Raw genomic sequence first — 19,264 nt, 5'->3', positions numbered from 1 at the left:
GAGGAGCTGGCAGACAGTTAAGAGATAAAGAGGAGGAGACTAGGATGACCTTGAAACAATTCAGGCTGGACGACAAGGTTGCACTCATTACCGGCGGCAATCGTGGCATCGGACTGGCGATTGCCCAGCTTTTCGGCGAAGCCGGAGCGAAATCCGTTCTGACTGCCCGCCGCGACAATCCGGAAGCGGACGCCCTGCTGAACGGTGCCGGCTATGACTATGATTTCGTATCCGCCGACGCCACGGACTCGGCCGCACCGGACATGCTGATCCGGCATACGATCGCGAAATACGGACGCATCGATATTCTTGTCAACAATGCCGGCGTCGCTGTGCATGGCGATACGCCGGATTTCAATGACCAGATGCTGGACACGATCATGTCCACCAATCTCATCCAGGCCTTTCGCTTTTGCCGCGCAGCAATGACGCCGATGCGCGAGCAGGGTGGCGGAGTCATCCTGAACGTCGGGTCGATCTCCGGATTCACCACCAACATCCCGCAGCATCAGGTCGCCTACAATGCGTCCAAGGCTGCCGTTCACATGATGACGAAAAGTCTGGCCAGCGAGGTCGCGGCTGAAAACATCAGGGTAAACGCGGTCGCGCCGGGCTACATCGACACCGATATGACCCGGGGCGGCTTCGCCATACCGGAATGGGATTCCGTCTGGCGGCAAATGACCCCGATGGGGCGCTACGGCCAGCCGGAGGAGATCGCCAACTGCGTCCTGTTCCTGTGCTCGCCCGCCGCAAGCTACGTCACCGGTTCGGTGCTCGTGGTTGACGGGGGCTACCTTACCCGGTGACATCAACCTTAAAATAGTCAGGAGGAGAATGAAAATGACCAACAAACTCGAGGGAAAAGTCGTCGCCATCACCGGTGCCGCATCCGGAATCGGCCTTGCCTGCAGCAAGATCTGCCTTGAATCCGGCGCCCGTGTCGTCCTGATCGACCGCGCGGAGGATAGGCTGAACGCTCTTTGCCAAGAACTTGGCGGTAACGCTATCCCGCTGGTGATCGATCTGGCCGACACGAGCAGCATCGCCACCATGATGCCGCAGATCCTTTCAAAAGCCGGGCAACTGGACGTCTTCCACGCCAATGCAGGCTCTTATATCGGCGGCGATCTTATCGAAGGCGATCCGGACGCCTTTGACCGGATGCTCAATCTCAACATCAACGCCGTGTTTCGCTGCGTACACGCGGTCCTCCCGCATATGGTGGAGCGCAAGGCCGGCGATATCATCGTGACCAGTTCGGTGGCTGGCCACGTCCCGGTGGTGTGGGAACCGGTCTACACGGCCTCAAAACATGCAGTGCAAGCCTTCGTCCACACGGTGCGGCGGCAAGTCTCGAAACATGGAATACGCGTGGGGGCAATCGCACCCGGTCCGGTGGTGACGGCGCTCCTGAAGGATTGGCCGCCCGAAAATCTCGAAAAAGCGATGGCAGCAGGCAATCTCATCGAGCCATCCGAAGTTGCCGAAGCGGTCTTGTTCATGCTGACACGGCCACGCAATGTGACAATCCGCGACCTCGTGATCCTGCCGCAGAACTTCGACATCTGAATGGCTGGAGTGCCGCTACTCGCATGCTCGAGAACAATGGCGGCATTCATCTGCTTGGTGCTCACGAAGCTTGTGTTCGTAAGAGCGGATGCATGCCGCCATTGTTCTCGAGCATCCGATTGAACTGCGCCTCTTCAACGGGCCGGCTAAAGAGATAGCCCTGAATCTCGTTACAGCCGCTTTCGACGAGGAAGCGAGCCTGCTCCTCCGTCTCGACACCTTCGGCGATCACCTCCAAACCCAGCTTCTGGGCAAGCGAGATAATCGCTGCAGTTATGGCCATGTCGTCGGCGTCGTGCGGAATGTCGGCGATGAATGAGCGGTCGATCTTGAGGCGCGACAAAGGAAATCTTTTGAGCGCACTGAGGCTCGAATAGCCTGTTCCGAAATCGTCGACTGCGAGCTTTACGCCCAGCGTCTCCAATTCCTGCATTCTGGCAATCGAACCGGCGAGGTCCTTCATGATCAGGCTCTCGGTGATTTCAAGCTCGAGCCATATTGGATCGAGGCCGCTTTCACTCAGCGCAGTCGCCACGGTCTCGATCAGGCGCTTTTCCTGAAACTGCCTGGCTGAGACATTGACGCTGATCCTGATTGGTTCGCGCCCCTGGTCCTGCCATGCCTTGGCCTGCCTGCACGCCGTCTTGAGTACCCATTCACCAATTGGCACGATGAGACCCGTCTCTTCGGCAAGAGCAATGAAATCTCCTGGGTAGACAAGGCCCTCGCTCGAATGGTTCCAGCGGATCAACGCTTCGGCCGCAACGATCCTGCCTGTCCGGACGTCCACCTGCGGCTGGTAGTGCAGCACGAACTCATCGCGAAGAAGTGCCTGGCGGAGTTCGTCGGTCCGGGAAAGCTTCTTTCGGACGATGGCGGTCATTGCCGAGGTGAACAAGGCTATTCCGTCGCGACCCAGCTCCTTCGCCCGATACATGGCCATATCTGCGGAAGCGAGCAGCTCTCCCGCGGTGCTGCCATGGCTCGGGTAACTGGCGACGCCGATGCTGCAGGTCACCCTGAGTTCGATATCGTTGAGTACGATCGGGCGTGTAACTGCTTCTCTTATTGCCGACAATCGATCCAGGCAGCTCTCGAGATCCATTTGCTCAAGAATAATCACGAACTCGTCTCCCCCGATTCTGGCGAGAGAACCCTGGTCACTTGTCAGCTCGCTGATCCTGCTGGCCACGATCTTCAGCAATTGGTCGCCGACCGAGTGACCAAGGCTGTCGTTGACAAGCTTGAAATTGTCGAGATCGAGGAATGCCAGCGCCACTTCGCTCTTCGTCGAATCGGCCGTCTGCATTGCAAAGGTGAGTTTTCGGTCCAGCAATGCGCGATTGGCCATCCCCGTCAGCGGATCGTGGTCGGCAAGAAACCCGATCCTTGCCTCCGCACGATGACGGCTGATTGCTATCCCGGCCATGTGCACCGCGATCGAAACAAACTCGGAGAAATCCGGCTGAAACCGTGAACCTTCAGACGAATAGAGAGCGAGGATGCCTTCGATCTGCCCGTCGGCGTCGGAAATTGCCAAACAGCGGCACTGATGGTCAAGTTCAGAGATACCCGCCTGATCAAAGGCGAGCTTGAGTGCCGCCGCGGCGGCGTCGAGATCTGTGGGAACGGTACGAATGAATGTCGCATTGGCGCGTTTGCGATAGTCTTCATTCAAGGTCGGCGCAGCCGCCAGACGCAACTCCGCCGGATCTGGCGTGATCGTCAGGAATGCAGCGTGCACACCCTTCGCGAATCCGGCAGTCATCAGAGCAAGTTCTTCAAGAAAATTGGGCAGAGGCATTCCGCGCGCTATCATTTCGAGCAGACCGGACTGAGCGCGCATCCGTCGTTCTGCCGATTTCTGCGCGGTGACGTCACGGGAAACGCCGACAACGCCGACTATTGTTCCAGACGCGTCTCTCAGCGGGACACGCGTGATCATCAGCCATCGCTCCCCACCGCCACGAAATGCCAACTCCTCACCACCGAAATGGGGCTGTCCTGTCTCGGCGACACTACGTTCAACATCCGTGGCTATTTGCGCTATGTGGTGCGGCAGGAAATCGAAATCCGTCCGCCCGACCAAATCCTTCAGATGCGACAGCCCGTTGTTGGCAACGATCGCTTGGTTTGCAAACAGGAAACGTCCTTCCAAATCCTTGGCATATATATAATCAGGGATTTGGTTGATCATATTCTCCAGCCAACTCTGGCACTCGCCCAAGTCAGCTTCATGATGAGAATCGTCCGACATCCTGGGCGACATGACAGCGTTCGAAGCCGGCTCGACCTCGGAGAATGAGATTGGCAGTTTGCCGTCCACAATGACGCCTTTAGCCACGGAAATTCCTCGGAACAGATAGGAATGACCATTCTGCTTTTGCGAGGTTATGTTCGGGTGAACGTCAATTCATTGCCGAGACGAAGCTGCGATCATGGTGAACGAATCCTTAAGGCGTTAAGCCCCACGTCCTTTTGATGCATTTTGGTATGGCCTGCCGCAGCTGGTGGCCAACAAATCCCCTTCCCCGAGAGCTTGCGACCTGGCTACTGTTGCAACTATGCCGCATCTCAAAGCTTAGCCGAAAATTTCGCCGGGTTTGACTTGGCCTGCGCGTCCAACCGATCTAGGATTGATCATCATCAACACGGTTCTAGGGAGTTTTCGATGGCTATTTTTTCCAACTCCCCAGTGGCTTCGGCGAATATCGCCTGAAGCCGGCCGCGTTTTTCAACGCGGCAGAACCTGATGGACTGGTGCTAACCCTCCCGTCGATCGTTCCCCACCAAACCATTTCGCGCGGTTTTGCGCGGAGATCCTTTTCCCTATGACGGAGCCGGCGAAAGCCGGATACATCAATGGCTCTTGGTTTCAAATCCCGCCGCGGCGGTGCTTTTCGCAGCGTTTTCCGTTTTTGCTGGGCTCACTGGAAGCAACAGCCAGGCCGCGCCTCCTTCATGTTGTTCACAGCGATGCTGTCTACATTTGCGGATGTGCTCACGCCCTTGTTTTCCGGCCGGCTGGTCGATGCCGTGGTGTCCGGAAAGGCCGGCGACGCCGCAACGTGGAACAATGCCTTCAACGCCTTTTGCTGGCTGATGGCATTGTCGATCGGCGCCGTCATTTTGCGGCATGCCACGTTCACCGCCATCATCGGCTTCACGCTGAAGTCGATGTCGGAGATCGCGGCGAATTCCTTCTTCCATATCCAGCGCTTTTCGAGCGATTGGCACGCCAACAGCTTTGCCGGCTCCACCGTTCGCAAGGTAACGCGCGGCATGTGGGCGCTTGACCTGCTCAACGACACCGTCTTCGTCGCGCTGTTCCCATCGCTGGTGATGCTCATCGGCTCGACCATTCTGATGACATGGTACTGGCCGATGATGGGATTGCTGGTTGGCGCCGGATCCGTACTCTTTATCGCCTTCACGGCGACGATGGCTCTGCGCTATGTCGCGCCGATGGCCAGCATGGCCAATAGCTGGGATACACGCCTTGGCGGTGCGCTCGCCGATGCCGTGACCTGCAACGCCGTGGTCAAGGCCTTTGGTGCTGAAGACCGGGAGGACAAGCGTCTCGCCACGGTCATGCGCAAGTGGCGGGATCGCACCGCTCGCACCTGGACGCGGGGCACCCTGAACGGCACCTCGCAGAATGCACTGCTCAGCCTGTTGCGCGGCTGCGTGCTCGGCCTTGCCCTTTGGCTTTGGGCCAACGGCAAGGCCAATGCGGGCGACATCACTTTCGTCCTGACTGCCTTTTTCATCCTTCAAGGCTATCTGCGTGAAATCGGCATGCATATCCGCAACCTGCAGCGCTCGGTGAACGACATGGAGGAGCTTGTCACCATCCACGCACAGCCTTTGGGCGTCGAGGACGTTCCCCGCGCGCCAGCCCTCCATGTGAAGGCCGGCCTGATCACGTTCGATCATGTCACCTTCCATTATGGCAACCACCATGCCCCGCTCTACAAAGACTTCTCGGTCACCATCAAACCGGGCGAGCGGGTCGGCCTTGTCGGCCATTCCGGCTCGGGAAAGACGACCTTCATCAAGCTGATCCAGCGCCTGCATGACGTCAACCACGGCACGGTCTCGATCGACGGGCAGGATATTTCCAAGGTGGCGCAGACCTCTCTTCGCCGCCAGATCGCCATCGTGCAGCAGGAACCCATCCTGTTTCACCGCTCGCTGGCGGAAAATATCGCCTATGCAAGGCCGACGGCCACGCAAGCAGAGATCAGGAGGGCTGCACAGCTTGCAAGCGCCCACGACTTCATCGAAGCGCTGCCGAAGGGCTATGCGACGCTTGTCGGTGAACGCGGCATCAAGCTCTCCGGCGGCGAACGGCAACGCATCGCCATCGCCCGCGCATTCCTGGCCGATGCGCCGATCCTGATCCTCGACGAAGCGACTTCAAGCCTCGACTCGGAATCGGAAATGCTCATCCAGCAGGCGATGGAGAGGCTGATGGAGGGACGCACGACGCTCGTCGTTGCTCACCGCCTGTCGACTGTGCGCGCGCTCGATCGGCTGCTGGTCTTCGAACACGGAGATATTGCCGAGGAAGGCACCCATGCCAGCCTCATTCGGCGCAAAGGCGGGATCTATCGCGGGCTGTTCGAGCGCCAGGCGCTGGAGCTGACGAAGGGCATCGCGAGCGAAGGGCTGATCGGCGAATAAGAAGTCTACAGGCAGTCACTCCCCGCAGAACCGGCTCGCCTCGGCAAACAAGGCGACCGCATCGCACTCGTGATGTTATGACACCGTAGCCAGTCGGCATCATAAACCATGCCAGTTTTTGAGCGGGGCCATCTCACACGGCACATCGTGCGCTGCCGCAATTTTGGGCGGCAGCGCACGATGTTTGGTCAAAAATTTATCGGACGGTAAATTTTTGACCAAACGATAAATAATTTAGGACGCGCAAAACCGACCGCCATTGATTTTATTGAACTTTTCGATTTGGCACGCAACCTGCTTTCAAGATTCCGAACCAGGCCTTGGCCGCTCGCGACCTCAAGAGGAGAGCAGATATGGAAATCGGTGTTTTCATCCCGATCGGGAACAATGGTTGGCTGCTGTCGGAAAACGCGCCGCAGTACAAACCCAGCTTCGAACTGAACAAGGAGATTACGCTAAAGGCGGAGAAATACGGCTTCGACTTCGTGCTCTCGATGATCAAGCTGCGCGGCTTCGGCGGCAAGACGGAGTTCTGGGATCACAATCTCGAATCCTTCACGCTGATGTCGGGCCTCGCTGCCGTCACCACCCGCATCAAGCTGTTTGCGACCGCCGCAACGCTGGTGATGCCGCCGGCTATCGTCGCCCGTATGGCATCGACCATCGACAGCATTTCGAATGGCCGCTTCGGTCTCAACCTCGTCACCGGCTGGCAGCGCCCGGAATATTCCCAAATGGGCATGTGGCCGGGCGACGAGTATTTCGCCAAGCGCTACGACTATCTCGGCGAATACGCGACCGTGCTGCGCGATCTGTGGGAGACCGGAAAGAGCGATCTGAAGGGCGAATTCTTCCAGATGGACGATTGCCGCCTGTCGCCACGGCCCCAGGCCGACATGAAGGTGATCTGCGCCGGCTCTTCGACCGCGGGCATGGAGTTCTCGGCCCAATATGCCGACTACAATTTTTGCTTCGGCGTCGGCGTCAATACGCCGAAGGCGTTTGCTCCGGCAGCCGAACGGCTTCAGGTAGCGACGGCCAAGACCGGCCGCGACGTCTCTTCCTTCGTCCTTTTCATGGTGATCGCCGACGAGACCGATGAGGCCGCCCGCGCCAAATGGGAGAGCTATAAGGACGGCGCAGACCAGGAAGCGATTGCCTGGCTCGGCGTGCAGGGTGCCGCCGATACCAAGTCCGGTTCGGACACCAATATCCGCCAGATGGCCGACCCCGTCTCGGCCGTCAACATCAACATGGGAACACTCGTTGGCTCCTACGAGACCATCGCCAAGCTGCTCGATGAAGTCCCGACCGTTCCCGGAACAGGCGGCGTGCTGCTGACCTTCGACGACTTCGTGAAGGGTGTCGAAGATTTCGGCACGAAGATCCAGCCGCTGATGAAATGCCGTCAACATATAAAGCCCATGCTGGAGGCCGCCGAATGAGCGCCGTTACCGCAGCCGGATATCAGGCCCCTCAGGAGCGCTCGCAGAGCGTCACCCTCCCCGCCAGGCCCGAACCGATCACGCTGAAGCCCAGTGAGACAGCGGTTGTCGTCGTTGACATGCAGAACGCCTATTCGACCGAAGGCGGCTATGTCGATCTCGCCGGCTTCGATATAGCGGGAGCCAAGGGCACGATCGCCAATATCAAGAAGACACTGGACGCGGCGCGCGCCGCCGGTGTTCAGGTCATCTATTTCCAGAACGGTTGGGACAAGGACTATGTGGAGGCTGGTGGCCCCGGCTCGCCGAACTATCACAAGTCCAACGCGTTGAAGACCATGCGCCAGAGACCGGAGCTACAGGGGCAGCTTCTCGCCAAGGGAACCTGGGACTACGCGATCGTCGACGAGCTGCAGCCCCAACCCGGCGACATCCTGGTGCCGAAGACCCGCTACAGCGGTTTCTTCAACACCAATATGGACAGCGTGCTGCGCGCGCGCGGCATCCGCAATCTCGTCTTCGTCGGCATCGCCACGAATGTTTGCGTGGAGAGCTCGCTCCGCGATGCGTTCCATCTCGAATATTTCGGCGTGATGCTGGAGGATGCCACCCATCATCTCGGCCCCGATTTCATCCAGCAGGCGACCGTCTACAACGTCGAGAAATTCTTCGGCTGGGTCGCAACGGTCAACGACTTCTGCGCCACCGTCTCACAAGCCGCTCCAAACGAAGCCTGATCCAATCATCAAGAGGAGACCCTCATGCCCAAGTCCATCATTGTGCCCGCAGGAACCCATAAGCCGATCGCGCCATTTTCGCCCGGCACGCTTGCCGACGGTATCGTCTATGTCTCCGGCACCCTGCCCTTCGACAAGAACAATGACGTCGTGCATGTCGGCGATGCCGGCGCCCAGACGCGCCATGTGCTCGAAACCATCAAATCGGTGATCGAGACAGCCGGGGGCACCATGGAAGACGTGACGATGAACCATATCTTCGTCACCGACTGGGCCAACTACCAGGCCGTCAACGCCGTCTATGCCGAATACTTCCCCGGCGACAAGCCGGCGCGCTACTGCATCCTGTGCGGGCTCGTCAAGCCAGACGCGCTGGTCGAGATCGCAACCGTCGCTCATATCGGCAAGAAGTAGGCGGCATGCATTTCGAGGTTCATGGGCTCGATCGCCCCGACGCGAAGACGATCATCCTGTCCTCCGGGCTTGGCGGATCAGGAAGCTATTGGGCGCCTCAAATCGAGGCGCTCGCGACCGATTTCCGGATCGTCACCTACGACCATCGCGGCACGGGACACACCGGCGGCGATGTTCCGGATACGGGTGGCATCTCGGCCATGGCGGACGATGTGCTGGAGATTGCAGCCCGGCTGCAACTTGATCGTTTCGACTTCATGGGCCACGCGCTCGGCGGCCTCATCGGCCTCGACATCGCACTGCGGCGTCCCGAGCTTATCGGGAAGCTGATCCTCATCAACGCATGGAGCAAGGCCGATCCGCATTCCGGCCGCTGCTTCGATATCCGCATCGAGCTTTTGGAGCGATCCGGCGTCGAAGCCTTCGTCAAGGCGCAGCCCTTGTTTCTCTATCCGGCCGTTTGGATGTCGGAAAATGCCGAGCGCATGGCGGCGGATGAGCGCCATGGCGTCGCGCATTTCCAGGGCAAGGCGAATGTTCTCAAACGGATCGCCGCGTTGCGGGCGTTCGATATCGACCACCGGCTCGCCGAGATCCGCACTCCGACGCTGGTCGTCGGCACGCGCGACGATCTGCTCGTGCCCTATACGCGCTCCGTCCGGCTTGCCGAGGGCTTGCCGGCCGCCGAGCTTACCCTTTCCGACTTTGGCGCCCATGCGGTGAACGTCGTCGAGCCCGAGGAATTCAACAATAAAGTGCTGCGCTTTCTACGCGCGAGATCGGAAGTCCGATAAGGAGCCTGACATGCAAGCCTCATCCCTGACGGTCGCCGCACCAGCCAGCCCCTCCCTTGACGAGAGGAAGCAGGAATACCGCAACGCCATGGCGCGGCTCGGAGCCGCCGTCAACATCGTGACGACCGATGGCCCGGGAGGGCTTGCGGGTTTTGCTGCAACAGCGGTGTGCAGCGTGACCGACAGCCCGCCGACATTGCTGGTCTGCCTCAATCGCGGCTCTTCCGCCTATCCGGCCGTCAACGCCAACCGTGTGCTTTGCGTCAATACATTGGAGCGCAGCCATGAGGAGCTTAGCCGGCTTTTCGGCGGCAAGACGCCTGTGAACGAGCGTTTCGAGGGTGCCAGCTGGTCCTCGCTTGAAACGGGAGCACCTGTGCTCGACGACGCGCTGATCTCTCTCGATTGCAGGGTGAAAGCCATCTCCGACGGGGGCACGCATGACATCCTGATTTGCGACGTCGTCGCTATCCGCGAGAACGTGGGCGGACAGGCACTCATCTATTTCGACCGGCGATATCATACCATTTAGACCCAAATGAAATCGCCAAGACGTGATGAACATATTGGGCCAGAAGGAAGCGATCGATCTTTCCAATCTGCTTTCCGAGATTTTCCAGAAGCTGGATCAATAGACAACGTGCCCGCACGAGATCCTTCGATTTCGGCGCTTTAGTTTATCCCTACGGCCGGTGCTTCGCTGTAAACGGAGAAACGGGAAAAGGATATGAAACTTAACGCCTTCCCATGTTCTCGCTGTCCGACCCTCACATGCGGCCGCGCAGAGTGTCGGGATCATAGGGTGATTCAGGGATTACGCGCGCCTTGCGCATCTCTCCGAGGATCGGCACTTCGAGCTCGGTGCCGGGAGCGCCCAGTTCGACCGGCAGCAGCGCAAAAGCGACATCACAGCCAAGCGTGTAGGCATAGCCACCGGAGGTGATGCAGCCGACCAGCTTGCCGTTGCGATAGACGCCTTCATGGATGAGCGAGCTTGCTCCATCCGTGTCGATGCTGATGGTGACCGAACGTTGTTCGACGCCCTGTTCTTTCTGTCGCAACAGGGCCTCTCTGCCGATGAACTCCCCCTTGTCCAGGCGAATGAAGCGGTCAAGGCCGCTTTCCCATGCCGTCAGTTCCGGGTTCATATCGCGATACATGGCGCGATATGATTTCTCCAGCCTGAGCGATTCCAGCGCCTGCAGACCGATCAAGCGCAAGCCGTGCGGCGCGCCGGCCGCCAGCAGGGCTTCGAGGAGATGACGCTGGTAGCAAAGTGGATGATAGAGCTCCCATCCGAGTTCTCCTTCATAGTTCACCCGCAGCAGCCGGACGTCGGTGGCAAGACCGACCGTGCCTGATTTGACCCCGAACCACGGAAATGCCTCGTTGGAAATATCCATTTCGGTGAGGCCCTGCAGCACCTCGCGCGCCTTGGGTCCGACGATGGTGAAGCAACCGCGCTCATTCGTTGCGTTTCGCAACTGCACTGTCCCGTCCTTCGGCAAGAGCTTCGACAGGTCGTCGAAATTCCAGCGCTCGGCGCGCGGCGTCGAAATCAGGTAGAACATGCCGTCCTCAAGACGGGAAACGATGTACTCCGCCTGGACACCGCCGTTCCTGGTCAGATGATGGCTGAGATTGACGCGTCCGACTTTCGGCAGGCGGTTGGCGAGGATGCCGTCGAGCCAGGCCTCGGCGCCCGGACCGGAGATCTCGAATTTCGTCATCGGCGTCATTTCGACGAGACCGACGATGTTGCGCACCGCATGAACCTCCTCGCCGACATACTTGCCCTTCTCCGTCCAGCGCCAGCTGTTCTGATCCCTGGCCTCGATACCCTCTGGTGCGAACCAGTTCGGCATTTCCCAGCCGTTCAGCACACCCCAGACGGCACCGCGCTTCGTCAGGATGTCGTAGGAGGGCGCCGTTTTCTGCGGTCGGGCTGCTGGCATGTCCTGGCCCGGATAATGCTGTTCGGCATGGGTGCCCCAGCTTTCGCGCACTTTGTGCCGCGTCCACTCCTTATTGGCATAGTCACCGAAGCGGCGTGGGTCGAGTTCGGAGGTGTCGAGGCTGTTGGCGCCTTCGACGATGCGTTCCGACAGGTAATAGCCGATGGCGCCACCCCAGAGGATACCACCGGGCACGCCTTCCGCGATCCAGACATTCTCCAGCCCCCAGGCCGGTCCCACCAGCGGCAACTCGTCAGCCGTCATCTGGAACGGGCCGCGCACGTTCGCCTTGATGCCCACCCGGCCGAGCGCCGGAACGAGCTCCATGGCGCGCTCCCAGTTCCAGGACACGGAATCGAAATCCTCTTCCAGCAGGTCGGCCCCGAACCATTCCGGAACGCCGTTCTCCGCAAAGAGCTTCAGATGCTCGGTCCTTTCATAGGGGCCGAACATCAGGCCATCACCCTCCTCGCGCAGATAGCCTTCGAAAGCCTCGTCGCGCAGGATCGGCATTTCCGGCAGTCCCTGCCGCTTGCGCTCGATCACTTCCGGCACCGCATCGGTGATCCAGTATTGATGGACGATCGGGATTGCCGGAATTTCAAGGCCGAGCATGGCGCCCGTCTGGCGGGCATAATTGCCGGTCGCCGAGATGACGTGTTCGCAAATGATCTCGCCGTTGTTGGTGAGGATTTTCCACTCGCCGCCCGGCATGCGCTCGAAGCCGCGCACCTCGGTATTGAGGTAGATCTTGGCACCGCGATCACGAGCGCCCTTTGCCATTGCCTGCGTGACGTCGGCCGGTGCTATGTGGCCGTCATCGGGATGATAGAGTGCCGCCAGCATGTCGTGATTATTTTCCAGAAGCGGCCAGAGTTGACGGGCTTCCTGTGGCGTCACGAGTTCAGCGCGAATGCCCTGAACGGCGGCAACGCTCATATAGCTCTTGTATTCGTCCAGGCGGTCACGCGTGTTGGCGATGCGCAGCTGCCCGCATTTGTGCCAGCCGACATGCTGGCCGGTCTCCGCTTCCAGGCCCTCATATATTTCGATCGTCTTGGCGATCATGCGGCCGATATTGATGCTGCGCGCATAGGAGGGGATGAGACCGGCGGCATGCCAGGTGGAGCCAGCAGTCAGCTGCGTACGTTCCAGAAGGGCGACATCCGTCCAGCCACGTTTGGCAAGACCGTAAAGGATGGCGGCCCCGACACAACCACCACCGATGACGACGGCGCGAGCATGAGTTTGCATGGAGAGTTCCCGATTTGATTTCGGGCGAGACTACTGACCACGAACACACTTGTGACGTTGCAAAAAAATGCAGAGGGGCATAACTTCAATTTATGCATAGACTGCGATCCCTGGTGCCCTCGGCAAATTATCTCTTCGTCTTCGAGGCGGCAGCGCGGCGACGAAGTTTCACTGCCGCTGCCGAGGAACTGAACGTCAGCCAACCGGCCGTCAGCAAGACGATCAAGCTGCTGGAAGAGGCGACGGGGCTAAAACTGTTTCGCCGCGAACACACGCGGCTGGAGCTCACAGCCGAGGGGCAAAGACTCTACAGGGAAACGCAGCAAGCCTTCGATCACCTGCATATGGTCCTGACATCCCTGCGCACGAAGCATTCGAACGACACGGTCCGAGTATCATTCTCAACCTCCTTCGTGCAGCTTTGGCTTCTGCCGCGCCTCAAGGATTTCAAGGTGAAGCATCCCGATATCGCGCTGCGTATCGAGGAAAGCAGCCGCGACGACCAGGATTTGAACGAAGAAGACATCGATATTTCAGCGCGCCTCGGCGCCGGCAAATGGCCGGGGATCCATGCGTGGCATTTCGTGACGGAAGAAGTCATCCCGGTTTGCAACACCGACTATCTCAGGGAGCACGGGCCGATCAATGTGCCCGCCGATTTGCTGAATCACCGGCTTCTGCATTTCGAGGAACGGCATCGCGTTCGGCTCGGCTGGCGTGACTGGCTGCTCCACCATTCCGTCCCCGTCGCCCGCCTCGCCCAGGATTTCGTTTTCACGGACGCGCTCAGCTCGATCGAGGCCGCCGTTCTCGGGCAAGGTATTGCGCTTGGCTGGAAACACCTTGTCCATGATCATGTCCAAGCCGGCCGGTTGGTCTATCCGCTGGACGCAGTCCATCGCTCCGGCCAGTCCATATACCTCGTGATGCCAGCGCAGCGCCCGGCAAAACACGGCGCCATGCTCTTTCGGGATTGGCTGCTCGAACAGGATGCCGACGCGCCCATCTTCGAAACGACCGATATCCCCGCTGCCTGACCGTTGGGCGCGAAGAGCTGATTGGTCGAGGGTTGGGCATTCAATCCGGATCCTTGGCCTTCGGCTGGCCGAATGTATAGTCCGTGATCTTGGGCAGCAGGATTTCCCGTCTGTAGCTCGGCGGCTTATCGCCAACATAAGCGCCTGCATTCAAAATCGCGGCCTGATAGTCGTCCGCAAAGAGCGCATAGGGATAGAGTGCCTCGATGGCGGTGGCGCTATCGAGCTCGGACCGGAACTCGGGCGGAATTGTAAAATCCAGCGCAGCGAGATTGTCGTCGAGTTGGGAGAGCCGGCTCGCGCCGATAATCGCGGCTGCCACGCCCGGGCGATTGACGCACCAGTTCAGCGCCACCTGCGCCATGCTGCGCCCCAGTTCGCCGGCAATCCTTTCCAGCACAGCGAGGATGCGCGTATTGCGTTCGGTGAACAATCCAAGGCCGCCGCCGGATGCATCTTGCGAAAGCCGCCCCTGCTCTGTCGAACCGGGACGGTATTTTCCAGATAGAAGCCCCATGGCAAGCGGGCTCCATGCGGTGATGCCGAGACCAAGCGCCTCGGCGAGCGGCATGAACTCGTGCTCGATGCTCCGCTCGACCAGTGAATAAGGCAATTGCAAGCAGATGGGCTGGGTGAGCGCATGCGCCTCGGCCCATGTCTGAGCGCGCGCGGCATACCAGCCGGGCACGTCGGAGAACCCGGCATAACGGATCTTGCCGGCACGCACGAGATCGTCGAACGTTCGCATGACTTCCTCGGCCGGCGTCATGCGATCCCACGTATGCAGCAGATAGAGGTCGATATAATCGGTCTTCAGGCGCTTGAGCGAGGCATCGACCGCCTGCAGCATCGCCTTGCGACCGTTGCCGCCGGCATTGGGATTACCGGGCGAAACATTGTTGGAGAATTTCGTGGTGATGACGACGTCATCGCGCAAACCCATTTCGGCGACGAAGGCGCCGACAAGTTTTTCACTCAACCCCCCGGCATAGGAATTGGCAGTGTCGATGAAATTGCCGCCGGCGGCGATGTAGCGGTTGAAGATCGCCCGTGCGGTCGCCTCGTCCGCCCCCCAGCTTCCGCCGATACCGCGAATGCCACCATTGCCAAAGGTCATCGTGCCGAGCGCCAGACGGCTGACGCGCAGCCCCGAGCGCCCGAGCAGGTAATATTCATCGACAGACATGGTTGACCTCCTGGTCGAAACCGCTGGCGTCACATGCTCCCGACGTAAGGCCGGTGGGCAATGCTCTGCCGGACGTAGTTGATCATCGTGATGAAGTCGAAGATAGGGCGTCCCGTGGCTGCTTGCACCGCATGGGCATAGGGCGGCAGATCGCTGCACTCCAGCAGGATGGAACGCACGTCGGGATGTTCTTCCACCAGACGGCGGGCGACCTGCGTCACCTCGCGTTCGATCTCCGCTGAATCCAGCGTTCCCTTTTCTTCAAGGATTGCTTGACGAAACTCCGTCTGGTCCTCCATGCCCGCGATCGCCAGGGGAATGCTGTCCGGGATGTTGCAAGCCTTGAAATGCCGCGGCGTGAGCCGCGAGGCATTGGCCGTGATGATACCAACGCTGCCGCCGCAAAGTGCGTGCATGAAGGGAACCTGCATCAGGCTGGACAAGAAGACCGGGATATCGAGCGCGGCTGCCACTTCCTCCTGAAAATAGGCCATGAAGCCGCAGGCACCGGTAATGGCCTTAACGCCCCGGCTCTGCAATTCCAGTGCTGCTTCGACGAAAGCCTCCTTCAGGGCGGGATCGCGCTGGTTCAGAAGCCTGTCGATCGACGCGCCGCGCACTTCCTGAAACCGGACGGGATAGGTGTAGGTGGAAGCATTCCCGACATTGCCGGGAACACAAGGATAGGCCGCATCGAGGATCAGGATGCCGATCTGTTCCCCGTACCATGACTGCGTCTTGCGCGTGACCGTGTAGACCGTCATCGCCGATGTCTCCCTATATCTGTTCGCGGGCAAGCGGGGGAAGATCGCCTCCCCCGCGCACCATGGCCTTACTGCACCAGGCGCGGAGCGCCGGTTTCGCCCGCCGTGCCGTCAAGGCCATAAGACTTCAGGATCTTGACGATCGTTCCGTCCTTGTGCATCGCCTCGATATTGCTATCGAGCGCTTCACCGAATTCCTTCGCCTTCAACGAATAGGGGAAGCCAGCCTGTGCGGCCTCCTTGGTCGCCTTCACGCGCGGATCCGCGGTTGCGACGGCAACCTTGACATCCTTCAGCGCACCTTTCTGTGCGGCGACAACCCCTGTCGAATAGCCGTCGACGGCGACATCGATACGGCCGGCAAACAGATCCTGCTGCATGTTGACGGAGTTCGGATAGAGCTTTAGCGACGCACCGAGCAGCGTCTTCAGATCGGAAACCCAGAGATAACCCTGGACGGTGCCGACCTTTTTGCCTTCGAGATCGGATACCTTCTTGAAGTCCTGCTTCGAATAGATCGCCATCTGGTCCGTGTAGAGCGGCGCGGAAAGGCTCATGACCTTGGCCCGCTCGGCGGTGCGATACCAGTCGCCGGTGGTGATATCAGCCTGGCCGGAAAGAACATACTGGATCGCCGCGGCGGGATCGACGGCAACCGCCTTGACCTTCAGGCATTCGCGCTTGGCGAATTCGGCGGCGATATCGCCGTCTATCCCCTTCATGCCGCCGCTGTCGTCCAGATAGGAGTGCGGCGCATAGGTCGTGACGGCAACCGTCAGCGTGCCGGGCTCGATGGTGGTGAACTTGTGCTGCGGCGTGCAGTCCGCGGCATGCGTAATCTGGGCCGACAGGAGCATGCCGGCAATGCCGGACAGAAGGAGGTAAGCCTTGGACTTGAATGCGGGCATGCCGGAATTCCTTTCTGTGGAAGGTTAATGTTGAGCATAGAGACTTGCGCGCTTCTCGACGTGGCTGACGAGGAGGGCGGCGGGTATCGAAATGCAGGCATAGAGCGCACCGGCGCAAAGCAGGGCCGGGAAATAGCGGAAGGTGGTGGAACCGATCTCGTAAGCACGGCTCACGAGTTCCGGCAGGGCAATCGTGAAACACAGCGACGTGCCCTGGAAAATGAGGATCGAGAAGCCGAGAAGCGCCGGCAACGCCACGCGCAGGCCCTGCGGAAGCAGGACGAAGCGCAACTCGTCGGTCCGATTGAGGCCGAGCGCCTCGGCGGCCTCGCGCTGGCCGTGCGCGATCGATTGCAGGCTCGCCCGGATGATCTCGCTGGTATAGGCGCCGGTGTTCCAGGCAAGCGCGATCACCGCCGCCGCAAAGGACTCGATCGTCAGCCCGACGCTCGGCAACCCGAAATAGATGAATTGCAGCAGCACCAGCGCCGGGGCGCCGCGTCCCACTTCCACGAGAATGAGCGAAACGGCCCGCAGCGCCTTGCTGCGCGCCAGCACGCCCAACGCCAGCAAAAGCCCGAAAGGAATGCCAAGCAACAGGCTGAGCGCAGTGACCTGAAGGCTGATGGAAAGACCGCCAAGAAGCTCGGGCATCCAGGTAACGATTTCGTCGTAGCTTGGAAACATCAGCGCACCACCCTGGATCGGAGATGAGCGTCGGCCAGGCGCGACAGCCAGGCCACCGGCAGGCTGAGAAAAATGTAGAAAAGTCCGACGAAGGCGAAGATTTCCAGACCGCGGAACGTTAGCTGCGAAAGCTGGTTGCCCTGGTAGGCGAGCTCCGTCACCCCGATCGTCGAAGCGACCGCCGTCTCTTTCATCAGGCCGATGAGATAACTTGCCGCCGACGGCAGAGCCACTCTGAAGGCCTGCGGCGCCACGACATCCTTCATCGTAGACCACCGACCAAGATCCAGCGCCGCACAGGCCTCCCATTGACCATGGTGGATCGAGCTCAGGGCGCCGCGATAGATTTCCGCCATGTTCGCGGCCGCGATGAGGCCAAGGCCGGCAAGCGCCGCCACGAACGGGCTGATCGGGAAAAGGCTTATCCCGAGACCAAAGAAGATGATGAACAACCAGAGGATCGGCGGAATGGCACGCACGATCTGGATCGCGACCGAGGCAAGGAAGCGCACCGGGAAAAACCGGCTTCGGCGTGCTGCCAGAAGCGGTATGGCAAGGATGGCGCCGATCGCGAAGGAACCGATGGTCAAGGCGGTGGTCCAGGCGAGACCGCGGACAAACATAAGAAGATCGGCAGCGCTCATCGATCATGCACCGCACGGAGGAAGCGGCGCGTCCGCTCGTGCTGCGGATTGCGCATGACCTCGGCCGACGGACCTTTTTCCACGATCTGGCCATCCGCCATGATCATCACCGTGTCGGATACGTTTTCGGCAAAACCCATTTCGTGGGTCACGACGATCATCGTCATCCCGCTGGTTGCCAGTTCGCGCATGACCGCCAACACCTCGAGCCCCAGCTCCGGATCGAGCGCCGACGTCGGCTCGTCGAACAACATGACCTCGGGATCGAGCGCCAGAGCGCGGGCGATGGCGATCCGCTGCTGTTGTCCGCCCGAACAGCGCCCCGGAAACTGCGCAGCCTTATCGGTCAACCCGACCCGGCTTAGCAGTTGCATCGAACGCTCGTCCGCTTCGGCCCGGCTGCGGCCGAGCACCCGTTCCTGCGCGAGGCTGACATTGCGCAGCACCGACATGTGGGGGAAAAGGTTGAACGACTGAAAAACCATGCCGACACGCCGACGCAGGCTCGACAGCTCGGTGCGCGACACCGGTTGCGCCGCATTGATCGTCGTTGGACCTATGGTGATCGTACCGCCCGATGGCGGCTCGAGATAATTGATGCAGCGAAGCAGCGTGCTCTTTCCCGAACCGCTGGGCCCAATGATGGCGAGAACCTCGCCTGAACCAACTTCGAGATCGATCTTGTCGAGGACCGTATGCGTTCCGTAGCGCTTACTGAGTAAGTGTAGGCCGATGAGAGCCTTTCCGGAGGCATCCTTCATGTCCGACGCAGCCTCGCGCCCTCGCTAGAAAAGCACGCCAAGCCCTCGCCATTTGCAAACGATATTACCAATGCCATGGACTCCCGCTCAACATGCACGCGCAAGCAGGGCCGGAAGCGACCTGTTCGATGGCGGCATGGATCTTGCTTTTTTCGGCCGCTTTACGTTTCCAAAACGGCTTAGTTCCCACTTTTATTGCCTGAAGGTTATCATCATGGCCCAGCCGTGGGACTGCAAAAAAATTGCGCGCGCATATAACTTGAGGTTATGAACCTCGAGGGAATTTGTGTTGGCTTCCGAAGACGCTATCGCCTTGAGCAAGGCCGAACCATCGATCCCGTGGTCATGCCATTTGTCTTGCCCGCATTGTGTCAGGAGACGTTCAGCGAAGTCTCAAACGCGCTGCATAGAGAATGCACC

The 19,264-nt window shown here is 59.7% G+C and carries 17 protein-coding genes; 9 read left to right on the top strand and 8 right to left on the bottom strand.

All coding sequences use genetic code 11. From position 1 onward, the window contains the following. The first annotated feature begins 44 nt into the window (after positions 1-44). Positions 45-809: an SDR family NAD(P)-dependent oxidoreductase gene (locus tag PMI03_RS00540; protein WP_007688851.1), complete on the top strand. Its 765-nt coding sequence runs from the start codon at positions 45-47 to the stop codon at positions 807-809. A 34-nt stretch (positions 810-843) separates the two neighbouring features. Next, complete coding sequence (locus tag PMI03_RS00535; protein WP_007688849.1) at positions 844-1,572, top strand: SDR family oxidoreductase; 729 nt, start codon at positions 844-846, stop codon at positions 1,570-1,572. Positions 1,573-1,633: 61 nt separating this feature from the next. On the opposite strand, the gene PMI03_RS00530 is transcribed toward PMI03_RS00535, so the two are convergent. Further along, positions 1,634-3,916: an EAL domain-containing protein gene (locus tag PMI03_RS00530; RefSeq protein ID WP_007688848.1), complete on the bottom strand. Its 2,283-nt coding sequence runs from the start codon at positions 3,914-3,916 to the stop codon at positions 1,634-1,636. Between the two features lie 518 nt (positions 3,917-4,434). Between PMI03_RS00530 and PMI03_RS00525 the strand changes: the two genes are divergently transcribed. From PMI03_RS00525 to PMI03_RS00500, 6 genes are all read left to right on the top strand, one after another. Continuing rightward, the gene (locus PMI03_RS00525; protein ID WP_007688845.1) at positions 4,435-6,258 is read left to right on the top strand and encodes an ABC transporter ATP-binding protein; all 1,824 of its coding nucleotides are present in this window, start codon (positions 4,435-4,437) and stop codon (positions 6,256-6,258) included. 353 nt (positions 6,259-6,611) lie between these two features. Continuing rightward, positions 6,612-7,703: a pyrimidine utilization protein A gene (gene rutA / locus PMI03_RS00520; protein ID WP_007688842.1), complete on the top strand. Its 1,092-nt coding sequence runs from the start codon at positions 6,612-6,614 to the stop codon at positions 7,701-7,703. Then, positions 7,700-8,440, top strand: a complete 741-nt coding sequence (rutB, locus tag PMI03_RS00515; RefSeq protein WP_007688840.1) for a pyrimidine utilization protein B — start codon at positions 7,700-7,702, stop codon at positions 8,438-8,440. The genes rutA and rutB overlap by 4 nt, the downstream gene beginning before the upstream one ends. Positions 8,441-8,464: 24 nt before the next feature. Next, entirely contained in the window at positions 8,465-8,854 is a 390-nt protein-coding gene (rutC, locus tag PMI03_RS00510; protein ID WP_007688838.1) for a pyrimidine utilization protein C, read from the top strand. Positions 8,855-8,859: 5 nt separating this feature from the next. After that, positions 8,860-9,648, top strand: a complete 789-nt coding sequence (rutD, locus tag PMI03_RS00505; protein WP_007688836.1) for a pyrimidine utilization protein D — start codon at positions 8,860-8,862, stop codon at positions 9,646-9,648. 10 nt (positions 9,649-9,658) lie between these two features. Beyond that, entirely contained in the window at positions 9,659-10,180 is a 522-nt protein-coding gene (locus PMI03_RS00500) for a flavin reductase (protein ID WP_007688834.1), read from the top strand. A gap of 235 nt (positions 10,181-10,415) precedes the next feature. On the opposite strand, the gene PMI03_RS00495 is transcribed toward PMI03_RS00500, so the two are convergent. Continuing rightward, positions 10,416-12,857, bottom strand: coding sequence for an FAD-dependent oxidoreductase (locus PMI03_RS00495; RefSeq protein WP_007688832.1), 2,442 nt, complete (start codon positions 12,855-12,857; stop codon positions 10,416-10,418). A gap of 92 nt (positions 12,858-12,949) precedes the next feature. Here PMI03_RS00495 and PMI03_RS00490 point away from each other — a divergent pair, with 92 nt between their 5' ends. Then, positions 12,950-13,894 (top strand): LysR substrate-binding domain-containing protein, encoded by a 945-nt coding sequence (locus PMI03_RS00490; RefSeq protein WP_007688830.1) that lies wholly within the window; start codon positions 12,950-12,952, stop codon positions 13,892-13,894. A 40-nt stretch (positions 13,895-13,934) separates the two neighbouring features. On the opposite strand, the gene PMI03_RS00485 is transcribed toward PMI03_RS00490, so the two are convergent. From PMI03_RS00485 to PMI03_RS00460, 6 genes are all read right to left on the bottom strand, one after another. Then, positions 13,935-15,080, bottom strand: a complete 1,146-nt coding sequence (locus PMI03_RS00485) for an aldo/keto reductase (protein ID WP_007688827.1) — start codon at positions 15,078-15,080, stop codon at positions 13,935-13,937. Between the two features lie 29 nt (positions 15,081-15,109). Continuing rightward, positions 15,110-15,844, bottom strand: coding sequence for an aspartate/glutamate racemase family protein (locus PMI03_RS00480; RefSeq protein ID WP_007688824.1), 735 nt, complete (start codon positions 15,842-15,844; stop codon positions 15,110-15,112). A 68-nt stretch (positions 15,845-15,912) separates the two neighbouring features. Next, positions 15,913-16,752 carry a transporter substrate-binding domain-containing protein gene (locus tag PMI03_RS00475; RefSeq protein WP_007688822.1) on the bottom strand — a complete coding sequence of 280 codons (840 nt, stop codon included), beginning with the start codon at positions 16,750-16,752 and terminating at the stop codon, positions 15,913-15,915. A 24-nt stretch (positions 16,753-16,776) separates the two neighbouring features. Next, complete coding sequence (locus PMI03_RS00470; RefSeq protein WP_007688819.1) at positions 16,777-17,439, bottom strand: amino acid ABC transporter permease; 663 nt, start codon at positions 17,437-17,439, stop codon at positions 16,777-16,779. Next, positions 17,439-18,083: an amino acid ABC transporter permease gene (locus PMI03_RS00465; protein ID WP_007688816.1), complete on the bottom strand. Its 645-nt coding sequence runs from the start codon at positions 18,081-18,083 to the stop codon at positions 17,439-17,441. Before PMI03_RS00465 ends, PMI03_RS00470 begins: the two co-directional genes overlap by 1 nt. Beyond that, entirely contained in the window at positions 18,080-18,844 is a 765-nt protein-coding gene (locus PMI03_RS00460) for an amino acid ABC transporter ATP-binding protein (RefSeq protein ID WP_007688814.1), read from the bottom strand. Before PMI03_RS00460 ends, PMI03_RS00465 begins: the two co-directional genes overlap by 4 nt. Positions 18,845-19,264: the final 420 nt, after the last annotated feature.

It is taken from the genome of Rhizobium sp. AP16 (genome assembly GCF_000281735.1).
GTDB classification, from domain to species: Bacteria; Pseudomonadota; Alphaproteobacteria; order Rhizobiales; family Rhizobiaceae; genus Rhizobium; species Rhizobium rhizogenes.
The sequence above is the reverse complement of the archived record's forward strand: the minus strand, read 5'-3'. Positions and strand labels throughout refer to the sequence as shown.